The organism is Leucobacter manosquensis (assembly GCF_018304845.1).
In the GTDB taxonomy this organism is placed as follows: Bacteria; Actinomycetota; Actinomycetes; order Actinomycetales; family Microbacteriaceae; genus Leucobacter; species Leucobacter alluvii.
The window spans coordinates 1,255,296-1,269,437 of the sequence record NZ_JAFEVO010000001.1 but is presented as its reverse complement, the minus strand read 5'-3'; the positions used below and the strand labels follow the sequence as shown (position 1 = coordinate 1,269,437).

Annotated in this window: 15 protein-coding genes; 10 read left to right on the top strand and 5 right to left on the bottom strand. The window is 67.6% G+C overall.

What is annotated here, in order from left to right:
- The gene (locus JSQ98_RS05865; RefSeq protein ID WP_211648768.1) at nucleotides 1-1,458 is read right to left on the bottom strand and encodes an RNB domain-containing ribonuclease; all 1,458 of its coding nucleotides are present in this window, start codon (nucleotides 1,456-1,458) and stop codon (nucleotides 1-3) included.
- A gap of 38 nt (nucleotides 1,459-1,496) precedes the next feature.
- Here JSQ98_RS05865 and JSQ98_RS05860 point away from each other — a divergent pair, with 38 nt between their 5' ends.
- Nucleotides 1,497-2,555 (top strand): LOG family protein, encoded by a 1,059-nt coding sequence (locus JSQ98_RS05860; RefSeq protein WP_211648766.1) that lies wholly within the window; start codon nucleotides 1,497-1,499, stop codon nucleotides 2,553-2,555.
- 40 nt (nucleotides 2,556-2,595) lie between these two features.
- Here JSQ98_RS05860 and JSQ98_RS05855 read toward each other — a convergent pair whose 3' ends face one another.
- Nucleotides 2,596-4,950, bottom strand: coding sequence for an ATP-binding cassette domain-containing protein (locus JSQ98_RS05855; RefSeq protein ID WP_211648764.1), 2,355 nt, complete (start codon nucleotides 4,948-4,950; stop codon nucleotides 2,596-2,598).
- A 67-nt stretch (nucleotides 4,951-5,017) separates the two neighbouring features.
- Between JSQ98_RS05855 and JSQ98_RS05850 the strand changes: the two genes are divergently transcribed.
- From JSQ98_RS05850 to JSQ98_RS05825, 6 genes are all read left to right on the top strand, one after another.
- A complete protein-coding gene (locus JSQ98_RS05850) occupies nucleotides 5,018-5,404 on the top strand; it encodes a hypothetical protein (RefSeq protein ID WP_211648762.1) in 387 nt (128 codons plus the stop codon).
- A gap of 83 nt (nucleotides 5,405-5,487) precedes the next feature.
- Entirely contained in the window at nucleotides 5,488-6,327 is an 840-nt protein-coding gene (locus JSQ98_RS05845) for a CPBP family glutamic-type intramembrane protease (protein ID WP_346728724.1), read from the top strand.
- A 201-nt stretch (nucleotides 6,328-6,528) separates the two neighbouring features.
- Nucleotides 6,529-6,831: a hypothetical protein gene (locus tag JSQ98_RS05840; protein WP_211648759.1), complete on the top strand. Its 303-nt coding sequence runs from the start codon at nucleotides 6,529-6,531 to the stop codon at nucleotides 6,829-6,831.
- On the top strand, nucleotides 6,828-8,084 hold the full coding sequence (locus tag JSQ98_RS05835) for a DUF6973 domain-containing protein (RefSeq protein ID WP_211648758.1): 1,257 nt from the start codon (nucleotides 6,828-6,830) through the stop codon (nucleotides 8,082-8,084). Before JSQ98_RS05840 ends, JSQ98_RS05835 begins: the two co-directional genes overlap by 4 nt.
- 65 nt (nucleotides 8,085-8,149) lie before the next feature.
- Nucleotides 8,150-8,617, top strand: a complete 468-nt coding sequence (locus JSQ98_RS05830) for a hypothetical protein (protein ID WP_211648757.1) — start codon at nucleotides 8,150-8,152, stop codon at nucleotides 8,615-8,617.
- A 163-nt stretch (nucleotides 8,618-8,780) separates the two neighbouring features.
- A complete protein-coding gene (locus tag JSQ98_RS05825) occupies nucleotides 8,781-9,248 on the top strand; it encodes a hypothetical protein (RefSeq protein WP_211648757.1) in 468 nt (155 codons plus the stop codon).
- A 25-nt stretch (nucleotides 9,249-9,273) separates the two neighbouring features.
- On the opposite strand, the gene aroQ is transcribed toward JSQ98_RS05825, so the two are convergent.
- The gene (aroQ, locus tag JSQ98_RS05820; protein ID WP_211648756.1) at nucleotides 9,274-9,741 is read right to left on the bottom strand and encodes a type II 3-dehydroquinate dehydratase; all 468 of its coding nucleotides are present in this window, start codon (nucleotides 9,739-9,741) and stop codon (nucleotides 9,274-9,276) included.
- Between the two features lie 101 nt (nucleotides 9,742-9,842).
- Between aroQ and trmB the strand changes: the two genes are divergently transcribed.
- The 3 genes from trmB to JSQ98_RS05805 are packed head-to-tail and all read left to right on the top strand — an operon-like array spanning nucleotide 9,843 to nucleotide 12,538.
- Nucleotides 9,843-10,631, top strand: coding sequence for a tRNA (guanosine(46)-N7)-methyltransferase TrmB (gene trmB, locus JSQ98_RS05815; RefSeq protein WP_211648755.1), 789 nt, complete (start codon nucleotides 9,843-9,845; stop codon nucleotides 10,629-10,631).
- Nucleotides 10,628-11,542, top strand: a complete 915-nt coding sequence (locus tag JSQ98_RS05810; RefSeq protein ID WP_211648754.1) for a hypothetical protein — start codon at nucleotides 10,628-10,630, stop codon at nucleotides 11,540-11,542. Before trmB ends, JSQ98_RS05810 begins: the two co-directional genes overlap by 4 nt.
- 36 nt (nucleotides 11,543-11,578) lie before the next feature.
- Nucleotides 11,579-12,538 (top strand): NAD(P)H-dependent flavin oxidoreductase, encoded by a 960-nt coding sequence (locus tag JSQ98_RS05805; protein WP_211648753.1) that lies wholly within the window; start codon nucleotides 11,579-11,581, stop codon nucleotides 12,536-12,538.
- A 25-nt stretch (nucleotides 12,539-12,563) separates the two neighbouring features.
- Here JSQ98_RS05805 and JSQ98_RS05800 read toward each other — a convergent pair whose 3' ends face one another.
- A complete protein-coding gene (locus tag JSQ98_RS05800; protein WP_211648751.1) occupies nucleotides 12,564-13,292 on the bottom strand; it encodes a FadR/GntR family transcriptional regulator in 729 nt (242 codons plus the stop codon).
- A gap of 10 nt (nucleotides 13,293-13,302) precedes the next feature.
- A complete protein-coding gene (locus JSQ98_RS05795) occupies nucleotides 13,303-14,094 on the bottom strand; it encodes a 3-oxoacyl-ACP reductase (RefSeq protein WP_211648750.1) in 792 nt (263 codons plus the stop codon).
- Nucleotides 14,095-14,142: the final 48 nt, after the last annotated feature.

Below are 14,142 nucleotides of genomic sequence, written 5' to 3'. Positions count from 1 at the left end.
TCAGGCGGCGCTGACGGCGGGGCGATCGCCGGAACCGTCCGTGAGCGGCGCGAGCTCGATCGTGCCGCTCGCGACGTCCGCAGCGGTGACCCGCACGTCCACTCGGGTCCCGGCGGTGTATCCGGCAGACGCGACCTGCGCGGTGACCGCGGGGTCGTCGAGCTGTACGCGGGCGCGCTCGCCTCGGACTTCGACCACGATCGCGGGGAGCACCTCTCCCACGCGGTCTCGCAGCAGCGCGGCTTCGACGCGATCGAGCGCCTGCGATCCCAGCTGACCGGCGAGCTGATTCGATGCGCGCATCAGCGCGGGCAACTCGTCGAGCGACGCCCTGGCCCACTCCGGAATCGGCTCATCCGCGCAGATCGCGGCGCAGATCACGAGCCCCCAGCGGTCCACCAGGCGGCGGAGCGGAGCGGTGACGTGGGCGTACGGCGCGGCGATCGCGGCTTGCATCGTCTGCTCCGGAACGACGCCGTCGAACGGCGTGTAATCGGCGCCGCGGAACAACGACGCTGCTGCCTGCAGCACCCCGGGCGTCGTCGGTGACGCGTGATCGAGCTGCTGCAGGTACTCGCCGTACGTCGTGTCCGCGGGCCAGGGGTGCCCGAGGCTGGCGACCCGCGCACGAAACGCGGTGAGCGCAGCCTCGTCGGGCGCCGGCATCGTGCGCAGGATCCCGACGCCGGCATCGAGCATCATGCGACCGGCAGCCATGCCGGTGAGGAGCGAGAGCTGAGCGTTCCACTCCTCGATGGGACGCGCGAAGCTCCGCACGATGCGGTAACCGTTGGGCTCCCGCACGATCTCCTCATCCGGCATGTTCAGGCTCGCACCTCCGCGCGAGCGCTCGTGCTCGGCGCGCAGCAGGCCGACGTCGCGCAGCAGTTCGAGCAGCGGGCCGCCGGTACCAGCGTCGAGCGCGGTCTGCGCCGTCGCGTAGTCGAGTTGCGCTCGGGAACGCACCAGGGCGCGTTCGACGTCGGCGCTCGTGACAGCGCCGGACGCGTCGAGGTCGAGCTCCCACACGTACGCGACACGATCGGCGCCGGGAAGGAGTGAGGCGCGGCCCTCGCTGAGCTCCGCGGGATGGAGTGGAATACGGCCGTCCGGCAGGTACAGGGTCTGTCCGCGCCGCCGTGCCTCTCGGTCGAGCGCGCCTCCCGGTCTCACGAAACCCGGGAGGTCGGCGATCGCGTAGCGCACGCGGAATCCGTCGTCGCGGTGCTCGATGTGGAAGGCCTGATCGAGGTCCTTCGCACCGGCGGGATCGAGCGTGACGAACGGAATGTGCCGGAGGTCCTCACCGGGCTCCGACGTCTCGGCGGTGCTCGCCTCCGCACGAGCGTCAGCGGGAAAGTCGGACGGCACGGCGTTGTCCGTCCGGAGCGCGGCGAGGGCGGCCGCGAGCTCGCCGTGTGCGGTCTGGGGGGAGAGATGGGCGCGCCGGTTCGGCATGCGGCCAGCCTACTGCGGTGCGCTCGTAGACTGTGAGCGTGACGACCGGGAACCAGCAACACTCAGAAGATGTGCAGGCCGCGGAGCTGCGCGAACGACTCGATGCAGTGATCGCCGATGCCGGCGCTTTGGGCCACCGCGGGTTGATCCGTCGCATTGTCTCGACGGGAATCGGGCTCGGCACCGACGGTGCGACGCGGCTGGATCTGAAGATCACCGCGACGGCGGTCGAGGAGATGCGAGCGGCGTTCCGACTGTTCGCTCCCTTCGTCGGCGTACCCAAGGTGACGATTTTCGGATCGGCCCGCACCCAGTCTCACGATCCCCTCTGGGTCGGCGCCGAAGCCGCTGCCCGAGGTCTCGCGGAGTTGGGCTGGATGGTGGTGACCGGAGCCGGCCCCGGGATCATGGAGGCGGCGGCGACGGGAGCCGGACCCGAGCGATCGCTCGGCATCTCGATCCGTCTGCCGTTCGAGGAGGCTCCGCTCGATGTCGCCGCCGATGACGGGCACCGCATCGCGATGAAGTACTTCTTCACGCGCAAGCTGATGCTGGTGAAGGAGTCGCGGGGCTTCATCTGCCTGCCAGGGGGGTTCGGCACGATGGACGAGACCTTCGAACTGCTGACGCTGCAGCAGACCGGCAAGATGGAACCGATGCCGATCGTGCTGCTCGATCGTGCCGGGGGCACGTACTGGCAGGGATTCGCGCGTTTCGTCACCGAAGAGCTCGCGGGTTCCGGGCTCATCGCGGTCGACGATCTCGATCGCGTGCTCGTCACCGATTCGCCCGACGCGGCGATCGCGGAGGTGACCGGATTCTGGCGCAACTACGATTCGCTGCGCTGGCAGGGCGAACAGCTCGTGCTCCGGGTGCGCGCTGAACCGAGCGATGCGGAGCTCGATGACCTGAACGAGCGATTCTCGGGTCTGTGCGAGGTGGGGGCGATCACCCGCTCGGGGCCTCTCGCGTCGGAGATCGCCGACGACGATGCGCTCGATCTGCCGCGTCTCGTGCTCACCCCACGTCGTCGTGCGGTGGGGGATCTCTATCGACTGATTCGGGCGCTGAATGAGCTGGATTCCGCGCCGCGGTGACGTGTGACCGCGGCGCGGGGCCTGCCACGTGCGACGCGCCTCACGCTGCCACGTACTCTGCGAGGTGCTCCCCGGTGAGCGTCGCGCGTGATGCGACGAGGTCGGCTGGGCTTCCCTCGAACACGATGGTGCCGCCTTGCTGCCCGGCGCCGGGCCCGAGGTCGATGATCCAATCGGCGTGCGCCATGACGGCCTGGTGATGCTCGATCACGATTACGCTCTTGCCGGCGTCGACGAGACGGTCGAGCAGTGCGAGCAACTGCTCGACGTCGGCGAGGTGGAGCCCGGTCGTCGGCTCGTCGAGCACGTAGACGTCTGCCTCGTCGAGCATGTGGATGGCGAGCTTGAGTCGCTGCCGCTCGCCGCCCGACAGGGTCGAGAGCGGCTGGCCGAGCTTGATGTAGCCGATACCCACGTCCACCAGGCGATCCAGAATCTTGGCCGCCTTCGGGATGCGCGTCTCCGGGGCGGAGAAGAACTGCTGCGCCTGCGCGATCGACAGGTCGAGCACCTCGGCGATGTTCTTGCCGCCGAACCTGTACTCGAGCACGGCGGCGGCGAAGCGCTTCCCCTCGCACACTTCGCACACGCTCTCCATCGTCGCCATCATGCCCAAGTCGGTGAAGATGATCCCCGCGCCCTTGCACTCCGGGCAGGCACCCTCGGAGTTCGCGCTGAAGAGCGCCGGCTTCACGCCGTTGGCTTTCGCGAACGCCGTGCGCACCGGATCCAGCAGGCCCGTGTAGGTCGCCGGATTCGAACGCCGAGAACCCTTGATCGCCCCTTGGTCGACCGCGACGACGTCGTCTCGATTCGCGATGTAGTTGCCGATGAGCGTGCTCTTGCCGGAACCGGCGACACCGGTGACCGCGCACAGCACGCCGAGGGGCACATCGACGTCGATGCCCCGCAGGTTGTGGCGATCAGCGCCCCTGATCTCCAGTGCAGCGCTCGAGGTGCGCACTGAATCCTTGAGCTTCGCCCGATCGTCGAGATGCGTGCCGGTCAGGGTTCCCGATGCCCGCAGAGCCGCGACCGTGCCCTCGAAGCAGATCTCGCCCCCATCGATGCCCGCTCGAGGGCCGAGATCGACGGCGTGATCGGCGATCGCGATCATCTCCGGCTTGTGCTCCACGACGAGCACGGTGTTGCCCTTGTCGCGCAGCTTGAGGAGCAGCTGATTCATGCGCTGGATGTCGTGCGGATGCAGGCCGATCGACGGCTCGTCGAAGACGTAGGTCGCATCGGTGATGGGGGAGCCGAGGTGGCGGATCATCTTCGTGCGCTGGGACTCGCCTCCCGAGAGCGTGCCGGTCGGGCGGTCGAGGCTCAGATAGCCGAGCCCGATCTGCACGAACGAGTCGAGGGTCTCGACGAGCTTCTCCACGAGCGGGGCGATGCCGGCGTCTTCGATGCCGCGCACCCACTCCGCGAGATCGGTGATCTGCATCGAGCAGACATCGGCGATCGACTTCCCCGAGATCTTCGAGGAGCGTGCGGTCGCATTCAAGCGCGTGCCAGCGCATTCGGGGCACGCCCGGAAGACGATCGCGCGATCCACGAACGCTCGAATGTGCGGCTGCATGGCCTCGCGGTCCTTCGAGAGCATCGACTTCTGGATGCGCGGAATGAGCCCCTCATAGGTGACGTTCACACCATCGGCCTTGATCTTGCGCGGCTCTTCGTGGAGCAGGAGGTGGATCTGCTCATCCGTGAAATCCCGGATCGGAGTATCCATCGGGAGCAGAGCCGCGAAGATGCGCCCGTACCAGCCGTCCATGCTGAAGCCTGGCACCTGCAGCGCGCCCGCGGCGAGCGACAGCTCAGCGTCGTAGAGCTCTTCGAGGGCGAAGTCGCTCACGGAGCCTCGCCCTTCGCAGGTGGGGCACATGCCGCCGAGTATCTCGAAGCTGCGACGCTCCTTCACCTGCTTGCCGCCCTTCTCCATCGTGACCGCCCCAGCGCCGCTGATCGAGGCGACGTTGAAGGAGAACGCGTTGGGTGAACCGATGCGGGGGCTGCCGAGCCGCGAGAAGATGATGCGGAGCATCGCGTTCACGTCGGTCGCCGTGCCCACCGTCGAACGCGGGTTCGCCCCCATGCGCTCCTGATCGACGATGATGGCGGTGGTCAGCCCTTCGAGCACGTCGACATCGGGTCGGCTCTGAGACGGCATGAAACCCTGCACGAACGCGCTGTAGGTCTCGTTGATCAGGCGCTGCGACTCTGCGGCGATCGTGCCGAACACCAGGGAGCTCTTGCCGGAGCCGGAAACGCCCGTGAACACCGTGAGGCGGCGTTTGGGGAGGTCGACGCTGACGTTCTTCAGGTTGTGCTCGCGCGCGCCCCGCACGCGGATGCGGTCGTGCGAATCTGCGATGTGCGTGGTGGTCATGCAGTCAGAGTAGTGGGAGCCGCCGACATCCGCGCCCCGACTTCCGCTCGGTTGCTAGGCTCGCAGCATGACCCTTCCCGAAACGTGGATCGCGCACCGCCGAGAGGACCGCGAGCCCGTGGGATGGATCGAACCCGTCGGCGACGGGTTCGTCCCCTACGACCTGCTGGGTCGCCCGCGGTCGCCCAAGCCGATTGATTGGCTCGCGGCCGAGGAACTGCTCGAGGCACTCGGGATAGGGTACCTCGCGGACGCCTACGCCTTGCGCACCGAAAGCGGGGAGTGGATCCGCGTACGCATCGTCGAGGCGTCTGCGACCGGAATCGGGGTCAAGGAAGACGACTTCGGCGACATCGGGGCCCCGGTCTCCGCGTACCGGGTGCCGTTTCCCATCGATGACCGACTCGTCCCGTTAACGGCGGCCCCCGGCCCCGTGCGCAGTCGCTTCCTCTGATGCCGGCACCGGAGTCGGCGCAGCGCCCGGAAACGCGGCGCCCGAGCCCCCTCGCGATTTCGGCGGCCGTCTGCGTGTGCGCCATGGCGCCTGTCTGGTTCGTGCTCCACTGGATCTGGGCAGGGATCGCCCTCGGCGTCATCGGGCTCGCGCTGGCAGCGCTCGCGGGTCGGACGCGAGACGGGCGCGCTGCGCCGCACGTGCTCATGCGGGTGGGCTTCGAACCGGACCGGTCGCAGCGGCCGCCGTCCCTGCTGCGCGACCTGTCACTCATCGTCATGGGCCTCGGCGTCGTCCGCTTGATTCCGCTCGCCGCTCACCTCGACAACTGGTCGATGGTGAAGTTCACGCTGGCGCTCGGCGGCGCCGTCGCGCTGCCCTACGTCGTCTCGCGCTTCATCTACCGCGATCGGGCGACGAGCTTCCCCTGGCGGGGCGCCGGGTCGGCGCGGGGTGAGCGCTGGGGTCCGTATCACTGGGCGTGGCTCGTCGCCGTGATCGTGCTCGCCTGGGTGATCCTGCCCTGGTACTTCATCTCCTCAGGCGTCTACACGAACTGGCCGATCGTCGACACCCCCGAACTCGTGGCGCGGCTCTTCGTCGGAGTGGGCGCGGTCGGCATCTGGGACGAACTGTTCTTCATCTGCACAGTGTTCGCCGTGCTGCTGCGGCACTTCCCGGTGTGGCTGGCGAATCTGCTGCAGATGGTCGTCTTCGTGTCGTTCCTCTGGGAGCTCGGGTACCGCTCGTGGGGGCCGCTGCTCACGATTCCGTTCGCACTGATCCAGGGCATCATCTACCTGCGGACCCGTTCGCTGTCATACGTGGTGACCGTGCACCTCCTCTTCGACGCCGTCGTCTTCGCGGTGCTCGTGCACGCGCACCAGCCGGATCTCTTCGACTGGTTCCCGACGGCGCCGTAGCGGGAGCCGGCCTGAGCACGGTCTGCTTCTGTCGAATGGGGGGGGCAAGGCCGGGCGCGGAGTGGAACGTGAATGCTCTCGGGTACTCTGCTATACCTTGATACGGGGGGGCTCGAAAAAGGAGTACCCCATGCGACGTGCGACGATGGACACCCGCAGCGTGCCGAATTCGCTGCAACCACGAATCACGCGAGGTGGCTGGTGAGCGGGCGCGTGTCGTTCGTCGCGGACCTCGTGCGGTCTCGCGCCGAGGTGCTCCAGCGCTCTGCGCACGACGTGACCGCCGCCGATGCTCCACTGGGGCAGGAGTCTGGCGTGCCCGAACTCCGCGGAGTCGACGCGGCGTTCTCTGACGTGGGTGCAGCGGTCGGGATGCTGTGCCGAAGCACCGGTGAGGCGCTCGCTGCTGCCGGAGATCATCTCGCCGATGCTCTCGCCGAGATGATCTCGGTCGAGCAGGACATCGTGGACATCATCGCCCGAGTTCTCGGCGGGTTCTCATGAGCGGGTTCTTCGAGTCTCGTCTCGAGGTGATCGCACGTGCGCCGCGTTACGGTGACGAATGGGCGCACTCCGCGGCACGCGTCACGTTCGAGAGTGCGGCACGCACCTGGCGGAAGGCCGCGGCTGATCCAGGTTTCACCGGGAAGACAGGAGCGGCGGCATCAGCGGCCTTCGCGACGAGCGCGTCGCATCTCCTCTCGCACGTCGAGGAGCTCGCGCGACTTCCATCGCTGGTGAGTGCAGCCAATGCCACGCTCGACGAAGCCTGGAATCTACTCGACGCGCTCCCGCCGACATTGCACGCCGAGCACGCGCTCGCCTTGGCGGTCGCTGACGTCGCACGCGGAGGCGCGATCGCATCTTTGACGACGGTGACGACCGCCTACGCCCGGCTTCGCGTCGCTCAGACGGCGCGGGAGGCGGCAGCGCAGGCGGCGCACGCGAAGCTCGTGGCCCGTTTGCAGCACACTCAGCAGTCGCTGCACGCCGTCGCTGCGACACTGGGGTTCACCAGCACCGACGCGGCAGGCGGTGGTTCGCGTGACAAGCCGAGCATCGAGGAGATCCTCGTGAAATACCAGGTCGCCGACGATCCGCGCGACGGCGGAGAACTGCGTTTGTGGGCGCCCTGGGGCATCCCGCACGGGATCGCGCGTTGGTTGATGGAACGTCTGGGCTTGGATTTTGACATTAGGATGACGGCGAAAGAGAAAGCCATGCTGGAAAGCCTGTGGGCCTGGGACCTCAAGGACGCCTACGAGATTCAGAAGTCTGCGCAGTCAGTTGCCGCCGAGAGATTCCCGAGTGGTACGGGCCGGCCGGGCAATTACGACCGGAACGATGCGTTCCGTCATACCTATTGGTCCGCGCTGTTGACGAGGCGTTTCGGCCCCGACTGGGCAGAGGAATTCACAAGCGCGCACGAGGGGTATCACAGCAATCCCGGCCCCGCTGAGGCGATGGATCTCTACAACAATGAGATGGGACGCACCTTCGCACTGCAGCATCCGCAGGTGAGTGACGAGGAGCTCGCGGAACTCGTCGAGCGTGCAGCGAGAAATGGCGACCTCATCACCATCGGTGATGATAAACGACTCCGATGGAGTGACTACGAGGGACCGCACCCTGAGCCAGACTCGTTTGACGAGTTGTCCGGCGCGCACAGCCTTCCAGGCAGGGATCGTGCAGAGTTCGGGATCGATGATCGCAGGAAGACCCCGATTCCTCGGTCGGGAAGTGGGTACTGGCAGTGATGAAACTATTTGCGAAGCGTCACCTGGGCCGGAAGGCGGCTGCGTGCGTTGCAAGCGTAGTACTCGTGAGCACAGCGGGGTGCGCTGGCGTGATCGAGAGCGACGCTGCGAGAGCACGCGCCGACGACTTTGATGCGGCGTTGCGGCAGGCGTGTGCCTCGGGTGAGATCGTGCCGGCGACGTCGTTGATACCGGAGCAGTGGGATCGGATGCTGGTGGTGGGCCCGGGCACGTACGGCTACATGGTGAACAATATGCTGGGGTTCGAGTACACCAACGAGAACAGTTTCTACGGTTCGAGCGAGTCCGGTTTCCTGTTGAACGGCGACCGGAAGGTCGTCGAGTTCACCTATCAGTACGTGAGTGACAATCCGCCGGTGGAAATGCCCGCGCCCGGTTACGTGTTCGAGGCGGACTCGTTGCACGTGACGCCCAGATCGGAGACGCCGGAGTCGATGCAGCGATGGCTCGAGCATCGGAACTTCGACTGCATCCTGCTGTCTTCGGACGACGAGGAGGCTTACAGTCATTGATTAATGCTGCTCGGTGCCAAACGCTTTACGCCCTTCCGGCCGCCGGAGATCGCAGGAAGACCCCGATTCCTCGGTCGGGAAGTGGGTACTGGCAGTGATGAAACTATTTGCGAAGCGTCACCTGGGCCGGAAGGCGGCTGCGTGCGTTGCAAGCGTAGTACTCGTGAGCACAGCGGGGTGCGCTGGCGTGATCGAGAGCGACGCTGCGAGAGCACGCGCCGACGACTTTGATGCGGCGTTGCGGCAGGCGTGTGCCTCGGGTGAGATCGTGCCGGCGACGTCGTTGATACCGGAGCAGTGGGATCGGATGCTGGTGGTGGGCCCGGGCACGTACGGCTACATGGTGAACAATATGCTGGGGTTCGAGTACACCAACGAGAACAGTTTCTACGGTTCGAGCGAGTCCGGTTTCCTGTTGAACGGCGACCGGAAGGTCGTCGAGTTCACCTATCAGTACGTGAGTGACAATCCGCCGGTGGAAATGCCCGCGCCCGGTTACGTGTTCGAGGCGGACTCGTTGCACGTGACGCCCAGATCGGAGACGCCGGAGTCGATGCAGCGATGGCTCGAGCATCGGAACTTCGACTGCATCCTGCTGTCTTCGGACGACGAGGAGGCTTACAGTCATTGATTAATGCTGCTCGGTGCCAAACGCTTTACGCCCTTCCGGCCGCCGGAGCGGGTGACGCGCCCAGCAGTGCCGCGATCCGGCGCACCGCGAACTCGTACCCCTGCACGCCGCATCCCACGATCACGCAGGCCGCGACGCCCGAGAGGTAGGAGTGCTGGCGGAATTCCTCGCGCGCGTGCACGTTCGAGATGTGCACCTCGGCGGTCGGCAGCTCGACTCCGCTGATCGCGTCGCGGATCGCGATCGACGTGTGCGTGAACGCGCCCGGATTGATGATGATCGCCGCGCAGTCCTCGCGCGCCGCGTGAATCGCGTCGATGAGCTCGCCCTCGTGGTTGCTCTGCACGGCGCGCACCTCGAGCGAGAACTCGGCGGCGACGCGCGCTGCGAGCGACTCGACCTCGGCGAGCGTGTCTGTGCCGTAGACCTCGGGCTCCCGTGTGCCGAGCAGATTGAGATTGGGTCCATTCACCAGCAGGATCCGTCTGGTCATCATGCGCTCCTTCGCTCGGGCACGGTGTACAGCCGTCTCCATGCTACTGCCCGATCACCTCCGGCTTTGCCCCGGGCCGCAGCCCCGACTACCGTTATGGGGTGACCGAGCAGCAGCCACTTCCGCCCAAGAGCTTCGACCCGACGACCTTCCGGGAGAAGCCGGTCTCGTTCGTGCGGCGGAGCGGTCGCATGACGCCGTCGCAGGAGCGGGCGTGGGCCGATCATGCTGAGAAGTACGTGCTCGATATCGCGCACGGCCCCGCGGCGACCAGCGTCGCCGATGGGGAGACCGGCGACCCGGAGCAGATCTTCGGGCGGACGGCGCCGCTCATCGTGGAGGTGGGGTCCGGGCAGGGGCATGCGATCCTGCACGCATCGCAGACCCGGCCGGACACGAACTTCCTCGCGATCGAGGTGTTCCGCGCGGGGCTGGCCCGCACCATCATCCGGGCAGAGGTGGCGGGCGTCGAGAACCTGCGCCTCGCAGAGGTGAACGCGCCGGAACTGCTCGAGAAGTACCTGCCAGCAGGCTCGGTCGACGAGATCTGGGTGTTCTTCCCGGACCCGTGGAAGAAGGCGCGGCACCACAAACGGCGTCTGGTGAATGATGACTTCGCGCGCGTGGCCCGTCGCGCGCTGCGGCCCGGCGGTGTGCTGCGGCTCGCGACGGACTGGGAGAACTACGCCGAGCACATGCGGCAGGTGCTCGATGCCGCCGAGGGCTTCGAGCGCGACTTCTCGGGGGAGTGGGCCGAGCGTTTCGACGGGCGCATCCTCACCGCGTTCGAGGAGAAGGGCATCGACAAGGATCGCCGGATCCGCGACCTGACGTACCGTCGCGGGACGGCGACATCCGCGATGACTGCGACCATCGAGGAGACACCATGAGAACTGCCATGAGGCGCGGAGGAATCGTCGCGGCGGCCATCGCGCTGACGATGGGCGCGGCGGGGTGCACGGCGCTGATCCCATCGTTCACGGACGACGCCGCGCCCGCCCCGGCGCCAACGTCGCAGGCCGAGCAGAGCCTGGACGGCGCGTGCGAGACGGTGAATGCCGAATGGGGATTCGCTCTCGACCCGTGGGTGGCCCTCGAGGCGGATACCGAGAGCAAGGATTTCGAGAGGAAGCGAACGGAGCACCAAGCGGTGATCTCCACCCTGCAAGACATCGCCGACCGCGTCGACGTTCCCGAACTGCACGACGCCCTTGACGCGTCGATCGCCGCGCATCAGCAGTACGCCGACACCATTTGGACGGGCCTCGGTGATATTCCCGAAGGGTACGTCGCCAACCCCGACGACCCTGCGAATCTGGTCCTCATTCTGGGGAAGCAGAAGAGCGCCTTCGAGCAGCAGATGTCCGATGCCGACGTGCGGCGCTACGAATTGTGCGGCGTGATGCAGAGCGGTCAAACTGCAGCGCAGGCGTGCGAGGTCGCCAATGGTGACTGGGTCGATGCCGGCTTGGTGTTCAGCGGCGCCTCCAATGTCGCGGCGAGGGGTGACGTCGCCGCGGCGCAGCTCCAGGCGGCCGACGGGCTCGCGCAGCTCACGGCGGCGCTGGCGCAGGTGACCGATCCCGAGGCTTACGCGGAGATGGCGCGCATGTATGACGCCTACGAGACGTACTACGAAGACGTGGTCACCACTTTGCTCACGGAGGAGCAGGCGCTCCAGCTCCCTGCCGACGAGCTCGATGCGTACATCGCCGAAGCAGACGCAGCGTTCACCGCCTGGGACGAGGCGCTGACCGCTGGCGAGGAACGGCTGTCGACCTACTGCGCCGGCCAGGAGTAGTTTCCGGCGCGACCGTGCGGCGGTAGCCTGGGCGGCATGAGCAACGGCAGACTCACCGACTGGGCCCGTTCCCTGGGACTGTCCACCCCGATCGTGTGCGCACCCATGGGGGGTGTCGCCGGCGGACGACTGGCCGCCGCCGTGTCGCGAGCGGGCGGGCTCGGGATGATCGGCATGGGCAGTGCGGGTTCCGTCACCGCACTCGAACGGGAGCTCGGGGCTCTCGGAGACGGAATCGGCGCCGGTGGAGCGCCGTTCGGCATCGGGCTGGTCGCCTGGGGAATCGCGCGGGATCCCGAGCTGTTCGAGCGCGCGCTCGCCGCAGGGCCAGCGCTCGTCTCGGTGAGCTTCGGCGAATGGGGCGACGCGCACCCCGACGCGTCGTGGATCGAACGGGTGCACGCCTCCGGTGCCATCGCCGTGACGCAGTCGGCGACGGTCGACGAGGCGATGCGCGCCGCGGCCGCCGGCGTCGATGCGATCGTCGCCCGCGGCCGGGAGGGCGGCGGTCACGGCGATCATCAGCACCCGCGGGATGCGCTGCTCGCCGAGATCATCGCCGCCGTCGACGCTCCGGTGCTCGCAGCAGGGGCGATCAGCACGTCGAGCGATGTGGCCAGGGTGCTCGACGCCGGCGCCGCGGGAGCGTGGGTCGGCACCGCATTCGCCGCGTGCGAGGAGGCGCTGACCCCGCCACCGGCTCGTGACGCGCTGCTCCGGGGATCCGCCGCCGACACCCTGGTCACCCGGGTCTACGATGTGGCGCTCGAGCGGCCCTGGCCGGAGCGCTTTCCGGAGCGGCTGCTGCGCACGCCCTTCATCGATCAGTGGCATGGGCGCGAGGACGAACTCGCGAGCGACGCCGAGGCGCGCTCCGAGTTCGCGGCCGCCGCAGCGGCGGGCGATTACTCGATCGTTCCCGTCGATGCCGGCGAAGGGGTCGGGCATCTCACGCGCGTGCGATCAGCGTCGGAGGTCATCGCGAGCCTGCGCTGAGCTGTGCGGAGCGCGGCCGTCCTCGTCAGTGTCTTGTGAGGAACCCGCGCAGCAGCGCGGAGGAGCCTTCGACGTGCTCGAGCATCGCCTCCGCCGCCGACTGCGGTCGCCCGGCGAGAATCGCCGACACGATCGCTTCGTGCTGATCGTTCGAGTGCACGATGTTGGGCTGCAGCATCGGAATCGCTTCGAGCAGCGCATTGACGCGCGTGCGCAGGTTGGCGACGAGCGGTACGAGGCTCGTGGAGCCCGAGAGCTCGGCGATCAGCAGGTGGAGGCGCGAGTCGAGCCGTCGGTGATCCACCGCTTCCGAGCTCGAGCACTCCTCCAGCGCGTGAGCGAGCGCGGCCCGTTCCTCCGCGGAGAGCTCTCGCCCTGCCGCTTCGCGCGCCGCCCCCACCTCGAGCACGCGGCGCAGCGTCGTGACGTCCTCGATCTCCGCAGCGCTCGGCAGGGTCGCGGAGCCGCGTCCCAGCGCGGAGTCCTCGGGAATGCGCTCGGCGACGAACGTGCCGCCGTACCGGCCCCGCCGGGAGACGACGTATCCGGCGTCGGCGAGCGTCGCGAGCGCCTCGCGCACCGTGTCGCGGCTCACCTTGAGCATCGTCGCCAGGTCGCGCTCCGCCGGGAGCCGCTCGCCCGGACCGATCATGCCGAGGCGGATCGATTGCAGCAGCCGCTGCATCGTCTCCTCGTACGCGTTGGTGGGCCGCGCCGCCCTGATGAGCAGCTCGATGCCCTCTGCCGCTTCCATCGTGCGGCGCTCAGAGCGGCGTCGTGTACGCGCTCGTCAGCCCGCCGTCGACGAGGAAGGTGGAGGCGGTGATGAAGGAGGCGTCGTCGCTCGCCAGGAAGGCGACGGATGCGGCGAGCTCCTCCGGCTGAGCGAAGCGGCCGACGGGAACGTGCACGAGACGTCGGGCGGCGCGCTCCGGATCCTTCGCGAAGAGCTCCTGCAGCAGCGGAGTGTTCACCGGCCCAGGGCAGAGCGCGTTCACGCGGATGCCCTGCCGCGCGAACTGCACGCCGAGCTCGCGCGTCATGGCGAGCACGCCGCCCTTCGACGCGGTGTACGAGATCTGCGAGGTGGCCGAACCCATGATCGCGACGAACGAGGCCGTGTTGATGATCGATCCGGATCCCTGCGCCGTCATGTGGCGGAGCGCCGCCCGCGAGCACAGGTAGACGCTCTTGAGATTCACATCCTGCACCTTCTCCCACGCGGGCAGTTCGGTGATCTCGATCGAGTCGTCGTCATCCGGGGAGATGCCGGCGTTGTTGAAGGCGATGTCGACCGCACCGTACTCGCGCGCTGCCGTGTCGAAGAGATGGTTGACCTGCGCTTCGTCGGTGACGTTCACCTTGACGAAGAGGCCGTCGACTGCGGCGGCGGCGGCTGCGCCGCTCGTCTCGTCCATGTCGCCGATGACGATGCGCGCCCCTTCGGCGCGCATGCGGCGGGCAGTGGCGAGACCGATGCCGCTTCCGCCGCCGGTAATGACGGCGACCTTGCCGGCGAGGCGCTGCGTGAGGTCGATGGGGGTGATGTCGCTCATGACGGATCCTTCCTGAGGAAAGCAGGGTACAGCGTGGGAGATGCGGGG

What these genes read in the sequence shown, in the direction of transcription:
- JSQ98_RS05865 (WP_211648768.1), bottom strand. Translation starts at nt 1,458, where the DNA reads ATGCCGAACCGGCGCGCCCATCTCTCCCCCCAGACCGCACACGGCGAG.
- JSQ98_RS05855 (WP_211648764.1), bottom strand. Translation starts at nt 4,950, where the DNA reads ATGACCACCACGCACATCGCAGATTCGCACGACCGCATCCGCGTGCGG.
- JSQ98_RS05850 (WP_211648762.1), top strand. Translation starts at nt 5,018, where the DNA reads ATGACCCTTCCCGAAACGTGGATCGCGCACCGCCGAGAGGACCGCGAG.
- JSQ98_RS05845 (WP_346728724.1), top strand. Translation starts at nt 5,488, where the DNA reads ATGGCGCCTGTCTGGTTCGTGCTCCACTGGATCTGGGCAGGGATCGCC.
- JSQ98_RS05835 (WP_211648758.1), top strand. Translation starts at nt 6,828, where the DNA reads ATGAGCGGGTTCTTCGAGTCTCGTCTCGAGGTGATCGCACGTGCGCCG.
- aroQ (WP_211648756.1), bottom strand. Translation starts at nt 9,741, where the DNA reads ATGACCAGACGGATCCTGCTGGTGAATGGACCCAATCTCAATCTGCTC.
- JSQ98_RS05810 (WP_211648754.1), top strand. Translation starts at nt 10,628, where the DNA reads ATGAGAACTGCCATGAGGCGCGGAGGAATCGTCGCGGCGGCCATCGCG.
- JSQ98_RS05805 (WP_211648753.1), top strand. Translation starts at nt 11,579, where the DNA reads ATGAGCAACGGCAGACTCACCGACTGGGCCCGTTCCCTGGGACTGTCC.
- JSQ98_RS05800 (WP_211648751.1), bottom strand. Translation starts at nt 13,292, where the DNA reads ATGGAAGCGGCAGAGGGCATCGAGCTGCTCATCAGGGCGGCGCGGCCC.
- JSQ98_RS05795 (WP_211648750.1), bottom strand. Translation starts at nt 14,094, where the DNA reads ATGAGCGACATCACCCCCATCGACCTCACGCAGCGCCTCGCCGGCAAG.